At 35.7% G+C, this 20,101-nt stretch carries 18 protein-coding genes; all 18 read right to left on the bottom strand.

The annotated features are described in order from the left end of the window. Positions 1-99 precede the first annotated feature (99 nt). Entirely contained in the window at positions 100-1,065 is a 966-nt protein-coding gene (locus tag LLY41_RS03005) for a glycosyltransferase family 2 protein (RefSeq protein ID WP_304586908.1), read from the bottom strand. After that, positions 1,043-2,005, bottom strand: coding sequence for a GDP-L-fucose synthase family protein (locus LLY41_RS03000; RefSeq protein WP_304586907.1), 963 nt, complete (start codon positions 2,003-2,005; stop codon positions 1,043-1,045). The genes LLY41_RS03005 and LLY41_RS03000 overlap by 23 nt, the downstream gene beginning before the upstream one ends. A gap of 154 nt (positions 2,006-2,159) precedes the next feature. Beyond that, complete coding sequence (gmd, locus tag LLY41_RS02995; RefSeq protein WP_304586906.1) at positions 2,160-3,191, bottom strand: GDP-mannose 4,6-dehydratase; 1,032 nt, start codon at positions 3,189-3,191, stop codon at positions 2,160-2,162. Then, positions 3,184-4,194, bottom strand: a complete 1,011-nt coding sequence (locus tag LLY41_RS02990) for a glycosyltransferase (protein ID WP_304586905.1) — start codon at positions 4,192-4,194, stop codon at positions 3,184-3,186. Before LLY41_RS02990 ends, gmd begins: the two co-directional genes overlap by 8 nt. Before the next feature lie 38 nt (positions 4,195-4,232). Further along, entirely contained in the window at positions 4,233-6,644 is a 2,412-nt protein-coding gene (locus tag LLY41_RS02985; RefSeq protein WP_304586904.1) for an FkbM family methyltransferase, read from the bottom strand. Positions 6,645-6,658: 14 nt separating this feature from the next. Beyond that, a complete protein-coding gene (locus tag LLY41_RS02980) occupies positions 6,659-9,583 on the bottom strand; it encodes a motility associated factor glycosyltransferase family protein (protein ID WP_304586903.1) in 2,925 nt (974 codons plus the stop codon). Positions 9,584-9,594: 11 nt separating this feature from the next. Next, entirely contained in the window at positions 9,595-10,605 is a 1,011-nt protein-coding gene (locus tag LLY41_RS02975; protein ID WP_304586902.1) for an SDR family NAD(P)-dependent oxidoreductase, read from the bottom strand. 18 nt (positions 10,606-10,623) lie between these two features. Continuing rightward, positions 10,624-11,214: a DUF8042 domain-containing protein gene (locus LLY41_RS02970; protein WP_304586901.1), complete on the bottom strand. Its 591-nt coding sequence runs from the start codon at positions 11,212-11,214 to the stop codon at positions 10,624-10,626. A gap of 156 nt (positions 11,215-11,370) precedes the next feature. After that, positions 11,371-12,489, bottom strand: a complete 1,119-nt coding sequence (locus LLY41_RS02965) for a flagellin N-terminal helical domain-containing protein (protein ID WP_304586900.1) — start codon at positions 12,487-12,489, stop codon at positions 11,371-11,373. 150 nt (positions 12,490-12,639) lie between these two features. Continuing rightward, positions 12,640-12,870: a carbon storage regulator CsrA gene (csrA, locus tag LLY41_RS02960; protein WP_304586899.1), complete on the bottom strand. Its 231-nt coding sequence runs from the start codon at positions 12,868-12,870 to the stop codon at positions 12,640-12,642. Positions 12,871-12,874: 4 nt separating this feature from the next. Continuing rightward, a complete protein-coding gene (gene fliW, locus LLY41_RS02955) occupies positions 12,875-13,324 on the bottom strand; it encodes a flagellar assembly protein FliW (protein ID WP_304586898.1) in 450 nt (149 codons plus the stop codon). Between the two features lie 17 nt (positions 13,325-13,341). Next, positions 13,342-13,923, bottom strand: coding sequence for a DUF6470 family protein (locus tag LLY41_RS02950; RefSeq protein WP_304586897.1), 582 nt, complete (start codon positions 13,921-13,923; stop codon positions 13,342-13,344). An 81-nt stretch (positions 13,924-14,004) separates the two neighbouring features. Continuing rightward, a complete protein-coding gene (flgL, locus tag LLY41_RS02945) occupies positions 14,005-15,162 on the bottom strand; it encodes a flagellar hook-associated protein FlgL (protein WP_304586896.1) in 1,158 nt (385 codons plus the stop codon). An 18-nt stretch (positions 15,163-15,180) separates the two neighbouring features. After that, on the bottom strand, positions 15,181-17,181 hold the full coding sequence (gene flgK / locus LLY41_RS02940; protein ID WP_304586895.1) for a flagellar hook-associated protein FlgK: 2,001 nt from the start codon (positions 17,179-17,181) through the stop codon (positions 15,181-15,183). A 15-nt stretch (positions 17,182-17,196) separates the two neighbouring features. Then, positions 17,197-17,691, bottom strand: a complete 495-nt coding sequence (locus LLY41_RS02935) for a flagellar protein FlgN (RefSeq protein ID WP_304586894.1) — start codon at positions 17,689-17,691, stop codon at positions 17,197-17,199. Between the two features lie 11 nt (positions 17,692-17,702). Further along, positions 17,703-17,966 carry a flagellar biosynthesis anti-sigma factor FlgM gene (flgM, locus tag LLY41_RS02930; RefSeq protein WP_304586893.1) on the bottom strand — a complete coding sequence of 88 codons (264 nt, stop codon included), beginning with the start codon at positions 17,964-17,966 and terminating at the stop codon, positions 17,703-17,705. 184 nt (positions 17,967-18,150) lie between these two features. Beyond that, positions 18,151-18,588: a YaaR family protein gene (locus LLY41_RS02925; protein WP_304586892.1), complete on the bottom strand. Its 438-nt coding sequence runs from the start codon at positions 18,586-18,588 to the stop codon at positions 18,151-18,153. A 101-nt stretch (positions 18,589-18,689) separates the two neighbouring features. Beyond that, entirely contained in the window at positions 18,690-20,090 is a 1,401-nt protein-coding gene (locus tag LLY41_RS02920; protein WP_304586891.1) for a flagellin N-terminal helical domain-containing protein, read from the bottom strand. Between the last annotated feature and the right edge of the window lie 11 nt (positions 20,091-20,101).

The raw sequence follows: 20,101 nt of genomic DNA, 5'->3' as shown, positions 1-20,101 counted from the left end.
CTTCTTTTAATTTATACGACTCTAACTGTTTCTCAGCTGCACTTTCGTGAAAGCCTTGAAACCCATATATAATTGCATCAACTAGCTCTTCATTTTCTCTTATCCAATCAGGGAATACACACATATGCCGTTCATTGTAATTCCTTGTCTTTCACTATTATTATCCAGAAAACTAAGTACATTAAATTCATTTACAATCAAGTCTTGAGCTATTAATACCGCCAACTCTCCACTTCCAAAAATCACAACATTTTTAATTTGAAGTTTTTTCAGTGGATCACTTATCGACTTTTTATTAAACACAATATTTTCAATCCACAGTTTTAAATAGTTTTCATTTGAATTATTTACATGCATATTCGTGTTAGAATCGAAATGAAGTAAATACTCATTAATAATGGATTTTGTTTCTTCTTTAACAATTTGAAGTGTTTTTATATTGCTGGATAAACCCCCTAAACGAAAAACAGACACTAGAATAGGAATATGATAAATATCTTTCTCGTACTTCATGAAAATTTTTGTAAGCAACTCGAAGTCCGCTGCTATTTGATAATTTAAGTTAAATCCTTCGAATTCAGTGATCACACTCTTTTGAAGAAATGTTGCTGGATGAGGTGGCATTTTTCCATTTTTAATATTGCTTAAATCTATTTGCTGTCCAAGACGCCTTATAAATCCTGTTGTCTCATTTTTTATATAAATATCACCATAAACACCTATAGGGTTACTTCTTAATTCAATTTGATTTGCTACATATTTAAGAACAGTATTTTCTATAAGATAATCATCAGAATTTAAAAATAAAATATAATCACCACATGCATACTGAACACCTTTGTTAAAGGCATCGTACACTCCAGAATCCTTCTCTGAAACCACAAGGCTGATACGATCATGATACTTTTTCACGATTTCCATTGTCCCATCAGTCGAAGCCCCATCAACAATAATATATTCAATGTTTTCATATGTTTGATTTAGCACACTTTGAATAGTCTGTTCAATGGTTTTTTCACTGTTATAACATGCTGTAATAATACTAATTTTCGGCTGTGCGTTCATTTTTCACCACATTTTCCACATACCATTCGTATGTCTGTATTATACCGTCGCTTAAAGGTTTGTTTGGACGCCAGCCAAGTTCCCTTAATTTTGTTATATCAGTCACTTTCCTTGGAGTCCCATCCGGCTTTGATACATCGAACAACAGTTTCCCATCATAGCCAATGACATCACAAAGCAATTCCGCTAATCCTCGAATTGAAACCTCTTCCTCTGTACCAATATTGACAAATTCACCAATATCCTCCGAGTTTTGCTTCTTCATTAAAAATATACAAGCATCTGCTAAATCATCAACATGTAAAAACTCACGTAACGGTTCCCCTGATCCCCACACATCGACAGCCAATGCGTAATTCATTTTTGCTTCATGAATTTTGCGCATTAGTGCTGGCAATACATGCGATGTTTCCAGGTTAAAATTATCATTCGGACCATATAAATTCGTTGGCATTACACTAATGAAATTCGTTCCATATTCTCGATTATAAGCACTGCACATTTTAATCCCAGCAATCTTCGCAAGGGCGTAAGGTTCATTGGTTGGCTCTAACTCACCTGTTAATAAATATTCTTCCTTTAACGGCTGAGGTGCCCTTTTCGGATAAATGCAGGTACTTCCTAAAAAGAGCAGCTTTTTCACGCCATACTGGTGAGCCGCCTCAATGACATTCGATTGAATCATAAGATTGTCATATAGAAACTGACCTGGATACGTAGCATTCGCCATAATTCCGCCTACTTTCGCCGCTGCCAGAAAAACATACTCCGGCTGCTCCTGTTCAAAAAATGTGTTAACATCCGCTTGCCGACGTAAATCAAGCTCTTTGCTTGTTCGCTTTATGATATTCATGTAGCCAATTGACTCTAATTTCCGTACAATCGCTGACCCAACTAGACCATTATGTCCTGCTACATATATTTTCGACATCTTTTTCATTTATTCGCACCTTTTCTACATTAATATTTATATTATCGACAAAAAAGAAAAGAACTGAAGAGTATCAGTTCTTGAAAATATAACCACTAATTATTATTTTTTCCATTTTCTAGTACGACCCATTTAGTAGTAATTTGAAGATAGGCTAAGTACATTAATTCAATAAATTATGCAAATCCAAATCCGACTGCACCATCATCTTCACTAGTTCATCAAAGCTTGTTCTCGGCTCCCATCCGAGTTTCTCCTTTGCTTTTGCCGGATTGCCGAGAAGAAGGTCTACTTCAGTTGGTCGAAATAATTGCGGATCAACAGTAACTACAACTTGCCCTGTGGCTCTATTAATTCCTTTTTCCTCAACCCCATGACCTTGCCATTCTATTTCAATTTCTGCTTCTCCAAAAGCTTGTTCAACAAACTCACGTACTGTACGTGTTTCACCAGTTGCAATTACGAAATCTTCTGGCTCTTCCTGTTGGAGCATCAACCACATCGCTTCTACATAATCTCCTGCAAATCCCCAATCCCGTTTCGAATCAAGATTTCCAAGATACAAACAATCCTGCAATCCATGCTTAATTCGCGCCACTGCCAAAGTAATCTTGCGTGTCACAAAGGTCTCCCCACGTAGCGGAGATTCATGATTGAACAAAATTCCGTTACAAGCATAGATCCCATAAGCTTCACGATAATTCACTGTAATCCAATATGCGTATAACTTCGCCGCAGCATAGGGACTGCGAGGGTAAAAAGGAGTTGTTTCTGACTGTGGGATTTCCTGCACTTTTCCATACAGTTCACTTGTAGATGCCTGGTATATTTTTGTCTTTTTTTCTAATCCAAGAATCCGAATTGCCTCTAACAAACGTAAAGTTCCGATACCATCAGCATTCGCCGTATATTCTGGCGTTTCAAATGACACTTGAACATGGCTTTGCGCTGCTAAATTGTATACTTCATCTGGTTGAATTTCTGAAAGCAAACGAATTATATTCGAGGAATCCGTCATATCTCCATAATGAAGTTTTAATCTTTTATCATATAGTAAAGCTTCAATTCTGTCCTTTTTTTCAATGGATGAACGGCGAATAATGCCATGGACTTCATACCCTCTCTTTAATAGAAAATCCGCTAAATATGCGCCATCTTGACCGTTTACTCCGGTAATCAATGCTTTTTTATTCATCTTCCCACCATGTTCTAAACTTTTTAATATTTTCTCTATCTTGTTCTTTAATTGTTTTATTATTGTAATATAATTGTGTATCCAAAAGCCATGTATGCAATTCCTTTTCCTCTGGAATCCTTGGATCTGATAAATTATGTTCAGTATTAATTCCTATAAAATTAGCCATTCTATCCCAATTAACATCCCATATTGGCAATAAAGAAAATCTTTTTGAAGAATATTGATTTAAATAATTTATTACCTCAACATCCCACCAATAATATTCTGGCTTATTATATGAAAATATTCTTATCCCTAATTCCTCGTATTTATTTACCCAGTAATTTGGTATTTCAAGTAAGTCTTCTCTGACAGAGTACATATGATGATACATACGGAAAATTTCAATTGGATGTTTACTTGTGAAATTTAGTGTTTCATAACATTGATACCATCTATGTTTACTTGTCATCCTATTCCAATCAATATATTGTAAATGGATAACACTTACTTTATTACATTGGTATCTTGGAGAAATAGAATAAACAGGAATTCTTTGGCTATGAATTAAACTACCGATATGCTCTTTTCCATCATCAACATAACCGAAATTCATCCATGTACTTGGGCTCCAATATTGTTTCAGATTTGGATGAATATTTTCCCACCTGAATTGAATTATAGTCCCTTCTGGAAGCCTTTTTATTGTTTCTAATTCTTCTTCCCAATTAGGTGTCAACAACTCATCGGCATCTAGTGCAATAATTAACTTTTTCCCCTCGATTTTTCTAGCTTCTTCTAATAATAATTTTTGCCGTTCTGGCTCATTAAATTGTTTACTATTGTTCTCTATTAATGTCACTTTCGGGTACTTAGCAGCTATATCTTTTGATCGATCTGTAGAATTCTGATCAGCAACTATAATATGATCTGCCCAAAGCGAGGTAGCTTCTAGGAAATTGTCTAGAAGCCATTCTTCATTCTTGACAGGTGTAATACAGACTATTTTTACATTAGTCACTCTATTCTCTCCTAACTAGAAAACGTTATTAGTCACTGTTAGAAAAATTTATTACCTTTTCTTTTTAATATAACAGTGTCTTCTACTACCTCATCAAAATTAGAGTGGTTTACTATTTTTCCATTAATAGTAGTACATTGATATTCTAATTCTTCGAATAAGGAAAAAAGGTCTTCAACCTCAAAAGGATATGACTTCATATTTTCTGGAAAAAATTCCATTATAATTATTGGAGAGAACGTGCTCAATAACTTTTTTGCACCTTCCAATACCAGGTACTCAGCTCCCTCAACATCAATTTTAATTACATCTACTTTTGGAAAACTGTTTTGTTCCCACAAAGAGTCTAACTTTAATATTTTTACGCTAGTTTTAGTTGTTTCCCCAGCTCTTTTTGTATCAACTAACCCATCACCTGAAGCATCTTTTTCATTGTGGAGATAAAAATCAGCAAACCCATCAGTATTTCCTAACGCTAAATTGAATGCAGTTATTTCTTTCTGAAGCGAGTTATTTTCTAATGTTTTTACTAAATGATTAAAAGTTTCCAATCTTGGCTCAAAGGCAAAAATTTGTGATTGTGGCAATTTTTTTTTGACAGATAATGAAACTAAACCAATATTTGCACCAATATCCAATAAAACTGGTCTTTCAACAAAAGAGAGTTCTGACACTATTTTCTCGACTAGCACTTTCTCATATTCACCATATCTTACTTGTTCAATTAGACTGCATCCCTTAGGAAAAGATACTTTATATCCTTGAAAACATAAAAACTTTTCCTGATCTCCAAAATTAATTAATAAATTCCAAATAAACTCTCCTCTAAAATAATTAACATTTTCCTCAAATCCATAATCCTTTAGCTGCACAGATATCTCATCATAATATTGACTTGTTATTATTAGCATTACTTCATCTTTTGCTATTTTCTTTAATATTTTAGGGTCATATATACTTAAACCATTAATTGATTTACCTTGTTTATTAATATCATTATCAACAATATATGACATATTCTTAAATAGCGAATATACTTTTTGAAAAAATCCACCTGACCCAAAACAAATTACATTTTTTGTAAATAACGAGGAGTAAATATTTTCCAAATAATGATTAACATGTTGAAAATTGTTTTCAAAGTAGTTATTGCAAGCCTTTATATCTTCTAAATCCTTATACTCTCCTCTATTCTTTTTCATTTTCAGAACTTCATTCAGCGCAAGAAACTTAAAACCTTTATAAGAAAAATAATTCTCCCTATTTTCTAAGTATTCTTTGATCTGTTCTGGTCTAAAATAGTTATTATGATTTCCCGTAATTTTTTCCTGAGTAGATGAATAACCTGTAATAAAGTCTATATCACTAGGCTTTCTAATACCGTAGATACCAAGGACACATCCCGAATCAATAATTACGTTTTCTTTTGAAATGCTCATTTCAGACAATAACTGTGAAAAATCATTTAATAATTCATTTACAGTTTTAATAAAATCAAATTTTTGATAATTTAGTAAATGAATACTATTTTTATTTAGAAGTAATTCTGCCAGTTTAATTGTTTCATCATAGGTATCGCTTGTATGAATAGAATGGTTGCCAATTCCGAATAATGATCGAATTTTAGACTTCTTATCTAAAAGATTCTCTGTATCTTCCTCAATAAAAATTACCCTTATAACCGAGCCATATTGAAAACAACCAATTTGTTTTTGGGTAGACCCTTTGTAGTTATTCTCAATACTACCTAACCACTGTTCACCTTCATATAAGTTTATAATGAAATTTTTCTGGCCTATAGGAGTAAGGTTAATTGACTTTTCATAGAGGATTTTTGAATTTTGCCCTAAAATATTACTACCTATAGAAAAGGACTTTTTAGGGTTAGAAAATAGGATAGCAGTTCTAATATCATTTTTCATTTTAATATACTCATGAACTAATGTTTCTGTATAACCCTCTTGAAATAACTTTTCTTGTAAAAATAAATAATCAAAATTATGTTCGATACTAATATCAAAGGTTACAGTACTAACTTCTACATCTAAATAAAGAGCAACGGCTAATCTATGTGAGCCATCAATAATATTCCCGTTTCGATCAACAGGTATAACTGAAACACTTGAGTCAAACCCGTTATTTTCCATTGATGAAATGAGGCTATTAAAGGATGTCAAGAAAGAATCTTTTCCTACCTTTCCCGAATAGTCACTCTCAACAAATTTATTTATCTTTTCTATCAGTGATATATATAAACCTTTATAATATTCGCTATTCTTATTTTTCGCATATAAGTATTTAGCAACTACATCCAATCTATTCATTTTTAGTAGATTCGTTGGATGAACATTCTTAATTTTATACTCTCTTTGAGGAATGTCTAAAATTGAAAATAAATATGGGTTAATAACGCTTTTAAGTTGATCAAATGTTAGAATGTTATTATTCATTATAGTTATCTTCCTCATTTACTTAGAATAATCAAAGGTCTATACCCTAGATGACTTACTATATTTTTTGTATCTGAAAAATGATAGAATGAGCTACCCTCTAGCTTTCCATTCACAGACGAAACGTATTTATGCTCTCCTCTTATTGTAACGAGTAGATTCTTCTTGTTGATATAACAAAAATTACCTTCTTGAACCCAAGATGAGATATTCCCATCACAATTCCAATTGATACCTTTTCTATATGAATCAATATAGTCAAGGCCTATATAATTGTCCCACTCATTTTTTGTTTTTATATATGAATAATAGCCACCATAAATTAGACGACATCGTCCTTTATAATTGTCTATAACAATACTATTTCCAATTCCAGAAGCAATGCCCTCAAGTAATAATGTATCCCAAGAGATACTGTGCTGTATATTTCGGTCCGATATTAATTTCTTTCCTTCCTTATCACTATCAACCATAATAAAGTAGAAATCTCCATCCGGATAGGCAGTTGATCCAATAGGAATAAATTTATCCGTCTCTTCCCCCATACCACTAAACTCACCAACTTTATTATAAGTTGCCTTATAATGACACCGAATACGTTTTCCGACTTCAAGTTGTTCAACTGTCGTTACTTCATGAATATGGAACAGACGGCTTACTTGGTTGATATCTATACCCGTGAACTTAAAACAATTCCCATCAAGAATTTCCATTTCAACTAAATGTTCTTTATTTTCTAATCGGTTTTTCTCAAATAGTACTCTGTTAATATTTGATATTTCAGCATTTGTGTTAGACTTTTTAAGCAGTATAATTTCATGATGACCATCAATTGTTAATTTAATTTTTGTTGAGTTGCCTTTATTTTGTGAACCTAATACTTTAAATTGCGTTCCTCTAAACCTAAATCGTAAAATTGCATTTTCCGTTGGTACAAATTGTTTAATTGGAAAATCGATTGTTTTACTTGGAGAATAATTTTGTTGTTCCCAGTTACCTTCATAATAAAAGACACCACAATCACAAGGATAAAATTTATCAGTTGTCGGATGTAAATATTTATCCGTCATTCCATGAATTCGATAAATACTCCCAACTAATTGAACCAATGTTTGCTTGCAGAGTTCAAGATATGGTGAAAAACATTCAATAATTAGTCTTGCTTTCTCTCCTTCGCTTGTTTGCTTGCGAATATTTGCAGATCGAATACTCAGGGCTTGAAACTGCATTCGAATGGTTGGCTGAATATAAACTTGATAACAATCGGTGCGTATTAGTTTTTTCATTAACTTATCAAATTGCATAATGTGATTTGAAACTTTGATTTCTTTATTGCTATCAATACTCTTTTGCAATTCAGCAAGCTTGGTTGTTATTTCATTATGTAAAGTCCAAAACTTTTCAATGGAGTGCTCCATTTTTTTGATTTTATCATCAGCATATTCATTTGCATAAAGGTTATAAGAGTTATTAAACCAATCATTAACGACAATTGGGGTATGAAATTTCTCTTGTATAATGTTTTCTAATTTCTCAAAAGCTGCCCCCTCAATTGCAGCTCCGCCCTTTGTTGTATTGAACACTTGAACATTTGGAAACTGTTTAATATACTCTTCAATATTTTCACGCATATTATTAAAAGACGGAGTCGTTTCAATTAAATTCCCATAAACATCTTCAACAAGCAGAGTATGGACTTTATCCTCTTCTTCTACTTGAATAGATCGGTTTTTTTCTTGATAATCGACATCTTTTGAATAAAACTGATTATTTCTAAAAGCCAGGTTTTGCCCAGCGAAAACAATAGGATTACAGCCAAGTTTGGCTGCTAATTGAAACGTCACTGCTGCAATAGTGGAAGAATCAAACACTACGTCAAAATCACTATCATCTTTATTCTTCAAATAATACTGAGCAATGGTATCTTGATTTGTAATCATATGAAGCTTAGGACCTTTATACATATCCAATGTTTCGAAACCAACGCTTGTACCATAAATCATCGGTACTGATGTAATTCCTTGCTCAATCATACTTGCAAACACATCATAATTATGACCTTGAGGGTCATATGTACAGACGGCGTCCGGCAATATTCCTTGAGCAATTAATGCACGGTTTGCCGAACCAACGGCAAATATATAGGCAAGTTTCTTGTCTTTAATATAACGTAAGTTGTCATATTCTTCTTCTAATGAAGGTCCAGCAGACACAATGATTAATGGCTTATTATTAAAGTGTTTCTTAAACTCATTACTTAATATATTCGGGGTGGTAAACGTCTTAGGGAAATTAAGCAAGCTATTTAACGTCCATCGTGCACTAAACATCTGATCTACGTAATGATTGGTCCTTTTTGCCTGCATAGCAGCTTTAAAATCCTCTGTGAAGAATTGGAATTTGTTTTTAAAAACACGTTCGTAGCTTGGTAGTGTTACAACTAAAACTCTTTCTTGCAAATTTTGTATGAATAGATCTAAAAACAATTTCCCTTTTTCACGTGAGGTTTCGATAGCCACACTATTTAACCTTCCTAATGGAATGTCCCCTAGACGGCAATGGTTCATAAATTGATAAAACACTTCAATTTCCGGCTCGTATATAGAAAAGGTATAGTTTGGGAACCGGGTCATAAATTCTTTTATGTGATAGCCGAATCCTATTCCGTAAAATAATACATGTTCATATTGATCAGCCAAATCATGAAATTGTGATATGAATTTTTCAGCCTCTTTTTGAGGGTCATATTTGCTATGTAACAGTTGCAAACTCTTGTTTTCCATTATTTGAATTGTTTTGTGACCTGATTTTGTTTGCAGGATCTTTGAAAACGTTTCTTTTCTATCTTTCTCATAAGCCTTTAATTCTGTTAGTGTTTGATTTGAATATTGATTAAGTAATTTAATATTTTCACTTAACATATCATCCCGCACCCGCATAAAATCACCTTCTATTTAATTAATCTTTCCTGCTCTATCCAATTTCTTAATATTTCTTTGTCAATGACCTGGTCACTTGATACAACAGGTGTTTTTTTAATAGGGTAAGCATCATTATAATTTTTATTACCAGTATACGGTGTTTTGATAATGTACATATTTTTTGTTTCAAGTGCAATTCTGATTTCGTCTTCTGTCATTAACTCTTCATACATTTTTTCACCAGGACGGAGACCTATTTGTTTAACTTCAATATTCTTATTAAGAGAGTATTTTTCAGTAACTTCTTCAATCAGTATCTCAACTAGATCATTTAATTTGATGACTGGCATTTTCAATACAAAAACTTCACCGCCAAGTGCCATATCATTAGCTTCTAGCATAAGCTTTATTGCTTGCAATGGAGTCATCATGTATCTGAGCATATTACTATCTGTTACGGTTACTCTGTGATTTTCTAATATTTGTTTCTTAAATAATGGGATTACAGATCCTCTTGAGCCCATTACATTTCCAAATCGGACAGAACTAAAGACTGTTTGTTTCGGGCCCTTTTGATACTGTGCAGCAGAAATTAGACGTTCAGCTGTTAATTTCGTCGCTCCATATGTATTCGTAGGAGCAATAGCCTTGTCTGTACTTGTAAATAAGACCTTCTTTACTCCTGCTGTTAATGCCGCTTGAATGACATTTTGGGTTCCTAACACATTTGTCTGAACAGCTTCAAACGGATTATATTCGCAAGATGGCACATGCTTCATGGCAGCTAGATGGAACACAAAGTCAATGTCTTCCATCGCACGCAATAAGCGTTTTTCATCACGGACATCACCAATTAAGTATCTAATGTTCTGATACTCAAATAACTCCTGCTGCATTTCAAATTGTTTATATTCATCCCGGCTAAAAATTCTAATTACGTTAGGGTTATGCTGAAGAAGCTCTTCAACTAAATAACGTCCTATGGTTCCTGTTCCGCCAATAATAAGAATTTTCTTGTGGGAATACATGCTCTTCTTCATTTTTCCGCCTACTTCTGCTTAATATTTTCTTTCAAAGTTTTTCTCTGTTTCACCATAGATATTTTCAAATTGGGGTAAAAACTCATATTGGATAATATCAGCTAGAAGAATAGAATCTTTATTTTCCATTGCATCCAATAAATTAGGCAGCTCAGCCTCAAAGACTGCAGCACTTTTGATGAATTCATCCCAGCCAATAATTTGATGATCAGCAGAATCAATGCTCTTGATTGTTTGATAGATCCAGTCAATCCCATCCAAAAGTTCAGTTAATGTCAGCCAGCTTTGTTCTGATGGAGTTTGATAGAATTGATTGATTAATTCCTCAATTTCCGGAATAGCACGATTTGTATATGTATTTAACGAAACTAATATACTGCCAATAAATTCTTTAATGGTCATTGCTATTACTTCAACTATATTGATATTAGCAATGTTATCAAGCAGATATTCTTCGTGATCTTCATAAACTTCATGTCCGTCTATAACTAAGTGGCTGAAAAAAAAGTTCTCATCCGTGAGAACGTTGTTAATCACCTCTACTAACTCATGGACGCCGTCTTTATTATTTTCAAAGGAAAAGCTTTTATCTAACATTGTTAATATCATTATTAATATCCTCCGGGATCTCTATTCTACTTACTTTATCGACATTATCTTACAAAAGTTAAGTCTTTTCGACTAGCAGTTATTGGGAGAAAAATGACTTATCAAAGCACAAAAAACCCCAGCAAAAAACGCTGAGGTTTGTGAAATATGAAATTATTATCCAAGCAATTGAAGCACTGATTGCGGACGCTGATTCGCTTGAGCTAACATTGCTTGAGAAGCTTGAGAAAGGATGTTATTCTTTGTGAACTCCATCATTTCCTTCGCCATGTCTACATCACGAACACGAGATTCAGCAGCTTGCAGGTTCTCAGAAGAGTTACCTAAGTTACTGATTGTATGTTCTAGACGATTTTGGAATGCACCAAGCTTAGAACGTTCAGCCGAAACTTGGTTGATCGCTGAATCAATAACCGAGATTGCAGCAGTTGCTTTCTCATGGTTACGGATATCTAATGCAACAACCTTAGCCCCCGTGCTATTACCTGCATCAGTTAATACGTTTTGACTACCTGAGGCAAATTTCGCATCGTCAGATTTAGCTACTAGTTCAGCACCAATAACAGTACCATTCTCTGTCATAATCTTATTTCCGGTTGTACTACCACCACTTACAGTATAATAACTTTCCGTACCCGCAGTTGCCCACGCATTTGTTTGTCCAACCACAGTGCTACCAGCTTGAATTTTAGCTGCTGAACCAGATGACGTTGAAGCAACACCTAGCGCTTCAGCACGCATGTCGAAAATATCAACTGTGAAATTTTGGCTTGAGTTCGCACCTACTTGAATGTGTAAACCATTTCCACTAGTTGTATTACCAGCAGATGCTACACGACTACCAGCATCTAGAGATTGCTCACCATTTAATAGTTTCTTCTGGTTAAACTCAGTATTGTTACCAATACGGTTAATCTCAGAAGTTAATTGATTCAACTCTTTTTGAAGTTCTTGACGATCTTGATCCGTGTTTGTATCGTTCGCAGCTTGTGTAGCTAGCTCACGCATACGCTGAAGGATTGAATGTGTTTCATTTAGAGCACCTTCAGCTGTTTGAATCAATGAAATCGCATCTTGAGAGTTACGTTGGGCTTGGTTCAAACCGCTGATTTGACCACGCATTTTTTCAGAGATCGCTAGACCTGCAGCATCGTCTCCTGCACGGTTGATGCGAAGGCCTGAAGATAGCTTTTCCATTGATTTTGCTGCCCCTGCTTGGTTTGTTCCAAGCTGGCGGTATGAGTTCATTGCCTGTAAGTTATGATTGATAATCATTAGGTTTTTTCCTCCTTGAAATTATGTTTGTTCCACATCCATGTGGTTTGTGTTTGCCTGTTTTCTTAATAGGTCGGCCGCCCTATTAAGATCCTAAGCTACATTTTTTATATCGGTTATAGTTAATTGTTATTTAGCAATTTATACTAATTAATTATTTTTTATTTGTGAAGATAGTTTTTTCAATAGTTCAAAAGACGCATTTCCCGCTTGACTGTTCTCTTCTTGAATGGCAAGGTAAATTTCTTTTCTATGAATTTCCACATTCTTCGGTGCCTCTATTCCAATTTTTATTTGATCTCCATCTATCGAAAGTATCTTTATTTCAATATCAGAGCCAATTTGGATGGATTCATTTGGTTTTCTCGTCAGCACTAGCATAGTATTAACCCTCCCTGCCTGCAGGAGATAGCTTACTAGTTAATAGATGTTTAGTTTTATATGGGGAGTCACTAAGAATTATTTGTTTCCCTATTTTTTTTGCATCGTTTATGACAATTGGGCCTTGCAGGTTTGCTGTAGTATTCTCGAAAGGCTCTTGTATTGTCAAGATTACAAATAAAGCTACTTGTTCCTGGTTTTCGATCTCTAAAGTATCAAGAACATTTTGAGGCAATTTCACTGAGTAGTCTTTGAAAAAATCAAAAGGGCTGACAATAACAAATGCCAGGCTTGTAGTTTGGACCGATTGCATGATTAGGAAAGGGCCCTCCTCTGCAAAAGGCATGATGTAAAATTGCTGCTCATCAAGAAAACTCGGGATTCCTTGTTCGAACCTGATAATGTTTGATTCCTGTATTTCTACTTCACCATGGTATTTCGTTTGGATTTTCATCTCTGCCACCATCTCTTTTAAATTTTTTGATCGAGGGCTTCTCCAATCGCCTGAATTTGGAGTGAAGCCATTTGTTTTAAATAGATTCGCAAATCTCCTGGAATGAAATTAATACTTGGATTGTGAGTTTTAAATTTGATTTCAGGATTATGAGTTTTTACTTTCACTTCAATTTCTGAAGGCTGATAATGAAATTTGATGCTTTCTGCAGATTTGGGCATATAACCGATGTTTAGCACCTTTGGAGGCGGTTCGCTTTTTTCCTTCGCAATTTGCGGGATGACTGACTCTTTTGTATCCTCTATTTTCATTAAGCGTTTTCCTTCAGATACCTCTTTAGAGATGTTTTGCAGAACTTTTTGTTTTGCTTTTGCCGTCCAATCTTTAATGGAAGCAAATGCGTGTTTCAAATTGGCATCTGCAAAGGCTTCTGTTTGATCAATTTCTAAATGGCCCTTGGACTTTTGGATCTGCACCTCTGCATTTGGCTGCCTCATTTTCACATCCGGCAATGGCTGTCTTATGGTGATTTTTGAACTTGTTTGTTCTAGCCCCAGCATTGCCATTGTATTAGTCAGCTGCAGACGAGGAAGCTGCATAGCTTGACCTCCTTATATACTAGCGTTATAAATCACTGCTATAAACTATTTTAGAAAAAAAGCTATCCCCTGCGGAATAGCTTAACGTAAGAAGTCCATTAATGTCGGCTGAATGATTCTTGCTCCAGCAGCAAGGGCTGCCCTATGGAGACTTTCCTGAGTAGTCAAGTCGATAATTGCTTTTTCAAAGTCGATATCTTCATTTTCCGAAACGGTTTTAACTGCAACAACTCTTTGCTGAAGAAGACGACTTTGGACCATTTCCGCTCTGTTTACCTGTGCACCAAGTTCGGCTCTAGATGACACAATATCATCTAAAAACCCGTCAATTGAATCAAGAGCTTTTGTAATCTCAGCTCCTGTAGTTTCCTCATTCGTTAACATTTTTTTAATAGATTCTAAACTTCCGAACATCTCAATGGAGAAAGTATTTTGAGCATTAATATTGATCGGGATCGTAACACCCTTCATTACTTCTATATTCACAAATTGTGTATTGGTCGATACAGCTTTTTTATCTGAAACAATTAAGTCAGCCGTATTGATTGTTTTTTCCACATTGATGGTACCGCCATTTAGGTGCTTTTGCTCTTCCTGGTAGGAGTGAATTACCTCACCAGAAGCAGCATCAAATAGCATCTTGTCACCTGTAACGCTTTGGAAGACATGCTTGCCATTGCCATCCACTTCGCTGAAACTGAAGCTTGCTCCTTTATAGCTAAAAGTAAAATCTTCAGCATTTACGGTTCCATTATTTAAATCATCTTGAAACTTTCCAAAATCAACGCTGAATTTATTTTCATTGATAGCGGGAGCATCTGTAGCTGTTCCATTAAAGATGTAATTTTCTCCTACACGCGTGTTGGCAAGCGCAACGATATGTTCTTGAAGCTGCTCAATCTCTTTTGCGATATTTCCCCGTGCTTCAGGGTCATAGCTATCATTAGAAGCCTGAACAGTTAATTCGCGGATACGATGCAGCACTTGTGTTGTCTCGTCCAAGGCAGCATCTGCATTATCCATCCAGTTAAAGCCTTCATTAAGGTTTCTCATAAATTGGTCTACTTCAACTACTTGGCTTCTGTAACGCATTCCCTTCATGGCTACAACTGGATCATCAGAAGGTCTGGTGATTTTTTTTCCGGACATAATTTGATCCTGAATTTTTCCCAATCGGTCATAGTTTTGACTGATATATTTTAAATTGCTATTCGTTAGCATCGATTGTGTTACGCGCATTTAATTATTCACCGCCTCTTATCTTCCTGCAACGCCCATACCATTAATAATTTTATCGAGCATTTCATCCACTAGAGTAATATTTCTTGCAGCCGCATTATAAGCATGCTGGAACTTAATTAAGTTTGTCATTTCTTCATCCAGGGAAACACTGCTTTCAGATAACCGTCTTTGCTCGACCGAATCTCTCAATGTTCCTGCTGTTTTTGTCATTCGGGCTGCCTCTGAAGCATTATCACCTAATTTACCAATCATCCCTTGGTAAAAAGATTGGACATTTGTCAGATTGCCTCCATAATTAATGACTGCATCTTTAACGTTTGATAGCTTAAGAGCATTGGATCCATTTCCAATAAAGGCTTCATCGCTTGGTTTTAAGCCCTCTGCCTTAAAGCTGTATGTCCAGGTGTCACCATCAGAAGGTGAAGAGATATGAGAGAGGTCAAAATCAATGCCGAAAAGTTTCGCAGTGTTATCAGTTGTATTGTGTTGGGCAGTGACGGGATTCCCGTCCTTGTTAACTCCTGAAAATTCATATTTCCATTCATTGTCAGCTGTGTTGAATTTTACTGTAACGTTTATTTCTTCTAATGCTGGCCAAGTACCAGTATAGGAAGCAGACGTATCAGAAGAATCATAGATACCTGTAAGCGAAGGATTACCCACAGTGTTTGAGCTCACACTGCTTCTAGCCATTGTCCCTGCCTGAACATTCCCTTCAGCTGCCGCTGCAATGTTCTGAACATCCTCAAGGATAGCATCCGCAACTTTAAGGGCAGATGCCGCACCTTTCACATCGGTTTGCGACGGAGAGATACCGTTGAACGAGAAGAAATCCATATCATTGGAAGCACCGTTTCTAATTTCATTTAAGCTCCATCCTGAACGATGAATCAGATTAAAATGTGATGCAAAAGTAAAAGCCATTTGATCAAGATCATTCAGCATATCAGTGTATGTACCTTTAATTACGGTGCCATCTTTGTAGCCGTACCCTTCGATGTAACCTTTCAGCATTCCATTTGAGTTGAAAGCTTTAAAATCCGAAAACTGGTATTGTGGGCTGGAGGCATTATCTGCATCTATGTTGCTCCCAATTCCTGCAAATCCTTCTTTATTTTCGTTTAGCTCAAAGAATTTCATTGCAGATACCGGACTGTCCATTTCGGCGCGGTTTTCAAACTGGATATGTATCCCTGTGGCCTTGCCGGTTGAACTATCAACAAGCTTGATTTCCTTCCCATTTGAATCTTTTAATTTCTCCCCTTGAGGGGTTGCAAGGTAAACATCCAGAATACCTTCAGCATTTCCCGATGCCAATCCCCCGCTGGGCTTCCGATCAACTTTTACATTAATCATAGTTGAAAGCTCATCTATTAATCGATCCCGTTCATCGTAAAGATCATTGGGCAGATATCCGTGCGGCTCAATTGAACCAATTTCTTTGTTTATAGAATTGATTTGTCTCAACAGTGAGTTAATTTTATTTTGGGAAACATCAATTTCGTTCCTGTAATCCTTCTGAATCGCTTTTAGGGAGTTCGACATATAGTTGAATGTATTAGCTAAGGAGATACCCCGCTCTCGCACCACTCTTCTTGCTCCATCGTTCTGAGGCTGAACAGCCAAATCCTGTAGAGCATTCCAAAACTCATCCATGGTGCTGGCCAACCCGGAGTCAGAGGGTTCATTCATGACATCCTCCATTTGGGTCAGCATATCAGATTTTGCCTGCCAATATCCTAATTTAGTATTTTCAGTTCTCAGCTGCATATCTGTAAAACTATCACGAATCCTTTGTATATCTCCTACTTTTACACCTGTGCCAAGCTGACCTGGTATTTGAGGTCGGTTCATGGAAGCAGGCGGGTAAGGTTCTGTCTGAGCAAAATTTACTCGCTGCCTTGTATAACCCGGAGTATTGGCATTTGCAATATTGTGGCCTGTAGTATAAAGAGCTGATTGTTGAGCCGTCATCCCTCTTCTAGCTACCTCCAGCCCATGAAATGTTGAAGTCATCCCTTTTTACCTCCGTTATGCTTTTGAATCAAATAGTGAGCGTTTATTTTGTGATATATCTTCATTGCTTTCATTATTGCTGCTGTAATTGAATGTATCCAGGTCCGGAATCAAGAGGTCAAGAGAAAGGTTTACAAATTGAAGAGATTGTTCCAAGAGGTCTTGATTCAGATTATTTTGCCGTTTAAGGGAATCCACTTGCTCTTCCAGGTCTGCTTTAAGGTTATGAAGCATTCCTTTGTCATGACTTCCCGCATTTTCAATAATGGCTGAAATAGTTGCCGCTCCTGAATTTTGATCTTTGTCTAATATTGCGCTCCCTATATCTGAAAGCTCTAAGCTTAACTTTTGAATAGCCTGGATATGTTTATTTTCATCCTTAAGAATATGCTTAAGCGCGTCAACATCACTCTTTATAATAATGTCTGTTTTTCTTTTAGCTAGTTCATATAAACTCTTATGCAGCATAATGATTTTTTCTAATCTGCCATATAGGTTATCTAAAGACAAAATGTCCACTCCTAGTACTTGTCATTCCAGAAGGAATACATTTTCTCTGCTATCTTCTTAGGTTCAATTTTATATTCACCTGATTGAACTTTTGCCTTAAGATCATCAACTGTCTGCTGACGCTTAGCCTCGATAGAATCTCCTTTTAGGAGTTCCTGTGCCTCAGATGAAATTTCAATTTTATCTTTTTTCCCTGCTTGCTGTGCTTTTTCAGTCTTTTCCAGTTGCTTATTATAAGGATTCATGCCGACGCGGCCATAATTATTGATTTTCACATTTATTCCTCCTCGGTTTTTAATAAAAAACTAAAAGTACTCCGAGTCTTATTTACCTGTACTTTATATCGGTGTAAAATTAATAATTTCAAGTAAAATAAATAAATTTCTATACGGGATAAAGGGCCCATCTTTTACTTTTAATATATACAAAAAGAACTATTAGCTTTCACACCAATAGTCCTCAGGTATATATATTAATAAGCAGTCCTTTTATTTCTCCAACCATGCTTAATATGTCCATAGATTTCTTTTCTTTATCAAGAACCTCATTGGTTAAATCAATCAATTTTTTGTCTACTTCTTTGACAATTTTATAGATTTTCGTTCGTCCTCGACGATTAAATCCACGCTGTTCCTCCAGCTGAAGTCCGTTTTGTACGGCTTCCTCCAGGAATTTTTTCACCATTTTTTTATATTTCCTCAAATGGTCTACAGTTCGATTTTCGGCTAATACTTTTCCTTGCTCTTCTATCTCCTGAACCATTTTTGTCATTTTATCATAGACGGTGTTTTGACGATTTTTAGACATAACTTCCTGAAATGAAATACTCTCAGTTGGAATATTATTTTTACTCTGGACTTTTTCTAATCCAAGCTTATCAATCTTTCGGACTTCCATCTATACTCACGCCCTTGTCAAGATGCTATACATTTATTTTAGCATAATTCAACCATAAATAGAGCCAGCCTAGAAAATCAGGCTGGCATCTTATTAAGAAATTAACCTTGAAGCAATTGAAGAACTCCCTGCGGCAATTGATTTGCTTGCGCTAGCATGGCTTGTGCAGATTGATTAAGGATATTGTTCTTTGTGAACTCTGTCATCTCAAGAGCCATATCTGCGTCGCGGATGCGGGACTCTGAAGCTGTTAAGTTTTCATGTGTTGTTTGCAAATTGTTGATTGTATGTTCTAAGCGATTTTGTGTAGCACCAAGCTTAGCACGAGTTGATGAAATTTGGTTAATTGCTTTCTCTAATTTAAAGATAGCATCATTAGCATCTTTATGAGAAAGAACACTAATATTGTTGATGCCCAGTTTCACCGTACTTAATTGAGGGACATCTATTTGTAAGCCCTGGTTAGTATTTGCACCGATTTGGAATGCTAACGCTTTATTTGTTAAATCGAACTGTGATGTTCCATTTTTTGCATCCGTTCCAAATTTCATTTCCAACCCGCCGTGTGTCAGGACTCCATTTTGAGTTGTAATTTCCTTTGTAAAAGTAATCGGTGTTGGAGTTCCATTTTCTACTCTTGATACTGATACATTCATTTTGCCTTCAACTTGGATCTTCGCTGTTCCATCCCCGGCAATTTTCGCAGTATCAATTGAAATCTGTCTTGGACTTGTTCCGATCGTTTCAGTTGTGCCACTCGCACCAACTTTAGCAGCTAGTTGCCCAACACTGAATCCATCTGGATCAAACACTTCAATTGTTGCATTTTTTTGACCATTTTCTTCTTGAAAATTAGAAACTACGATTGAATATTCACCGTATGGTAATCCTTGATTGCTAGCAATACTCAACACCGTGTTATCACTGATTCCAGCACCTGGTTGATTAATAGTATATACAGATGTAACACCAGAAATCTGGAATTCGTATTTACCTGTAGGCAAAGAAGGATCCGTAACAGTTGGTACATCCTTAATATTAGTCATAGCCATTTGCCCTGAAAGATACTGTGTATCTACTGCACTTGAACCATCCAATAATTTACGCGTGTTAAATTCTGTTTTCGCTGCAATACTGTCGATTTCTTTAAGCAACTGGTCAATCTCTAATTGAATGGAATTTCGGTCAGATGTTGTGTTTGTGTCGTTTGCAGCCTGTACAGCTAGTTCACGCATACGCTGCAGCATAGAATGCACTTCTGTCATAGCACCTTCTGCAACTTGCATTAACGAAACTCCATCAAGTGAATTTCTCTCTGCTTGTTTTAAACCGCGGATTTGTGAACGCATTTTTTCAGAAATAGCTAACCCTGCTGCATCATCTGCTGCACGGTTAATACGCAAACCCGATGATAATCTTTCTAAGTTTTTAGAAGTTTGGAATTGGTTCTGATAAAGGTTACGATATGCATTCAAAGCTTGGATATTATGATTTATTCTCATTTCCCTGCTCC

Origin of the sequence: Cytobacillus firmus, from assembly GCF_023612095.1 — a bacterium.
Taxonomy (GTDB): domain Bacteria; phylum Bacillota; class Bacilli; order Bacillales; family Cytobacillaceae; genus Cytobacillus.
The sequence above is the reverse complement of the archived record's forward strand: the minus strand, read 5'-3'. Positions and strand labels throughout refer to the sequence as shown.

Bases quoted from the DNA above. Each gene is read 5' to 3' on its own strand.
- LLY41_RS03005 (WP_304586908.1), bottom strand. From the start codon at position 1,065: ATGAACGCACAGCCGAAAATTAGTATTATTACAGCATGTTATAACAGT.
- LLY41_RS03000 (WP_304586907.1), bottom strand. From the start codon at position 2,005: ATGAAAAAGATGTCGAAAATATATGTAGCAGGACATAATGGTCTAGTT.
- gmd (WP_304586906.1), bottom strand. From the start codon at position 3,191: ATGAATAAAAAAGCATTGATTACCGGAGTAAACGGTCAAGATGGCGCA.
- LLY41_RS02985 (WP_304586904.1), bottom strand. From the start codon at position 6,644: ATGAATAATAACATTCTAACATTTGATCAACTTAAAAGCGTTATTAAC.
- LLY41_RS02980 (WP_304586903.1), bottom strand. From the start codon at position 9,583: ATGCGGGTGCGGGATGATATGTTAAGTGAAAATATTAAATTACTTAAT.
- LLY41_RS02975 (WP_304586902.1), bottom strand. From the start codon at position 10,605: ATGAAGAAGAGCATGTATTCCCACAAGAAAATTCTTATTATTGGCGGA.
- LLY41_RS02970 (WP_304586901.1), bottom strand. From the start codon at position 11,214: ATGATATTAACAATGTTAGATAAAAGCTTTTCCTTTGAAAATAATAAA.
- LLY41_RS02965 (WP_304586900.1), bottom strand. From the start codon at position 12,489: ATGATTATCAATCATAACTTACAGGCAATGAACTCATACCGCCAGCTT.
- csrA (WP_304586899.1), bottom strand. From the start codon at position 12,870: ATGCTAGTGCTGACGAGAAAACCAAATGAATCCATCCAAATTGGCTCT.
- fliW (WP_304586898.1), bottom strand. From the start codon at position 13,324: ATGAAAATCCAAACGAAATACCATGGTGAAGTAGAAATACAGGAATCA.
- LLY41_RS02950 (WP_304586897.1), bottom strand. From the start codon at position 13,923: ATGCAGCTTCCTCGTCTGCAGCTGACTAATACAATGGCAATGCTGGGG.
- flgL (WP_304586896.1), bottom strand. From the start codon at position 15,162: ATGCGCGTAACACAATCGATGCTAACGAATAGCAATTTAAAATATATC.
- flgK (WP_304586895.1), bottom strand. From the start codon at position 17,181: ATGACTTCAACATTTCATGGGCTGGAGGTAGCTAGAAGAGGGATGACG.
- LLY41_RS02925 (WP_304586892.1), bottom strand. From the start codon at position 18,588: ATGGAAGTCCGAAAGATTGATAAGCTTGGATTAGAAAAAGTCCAGAGT.
- LLY41_RS02920 (WP_304586891.1), bottom strand. From the start codon at position 20,090: ATGAGAATAAATCATAATATCCAAGCTTTGAATGCATATCGTAACCTT.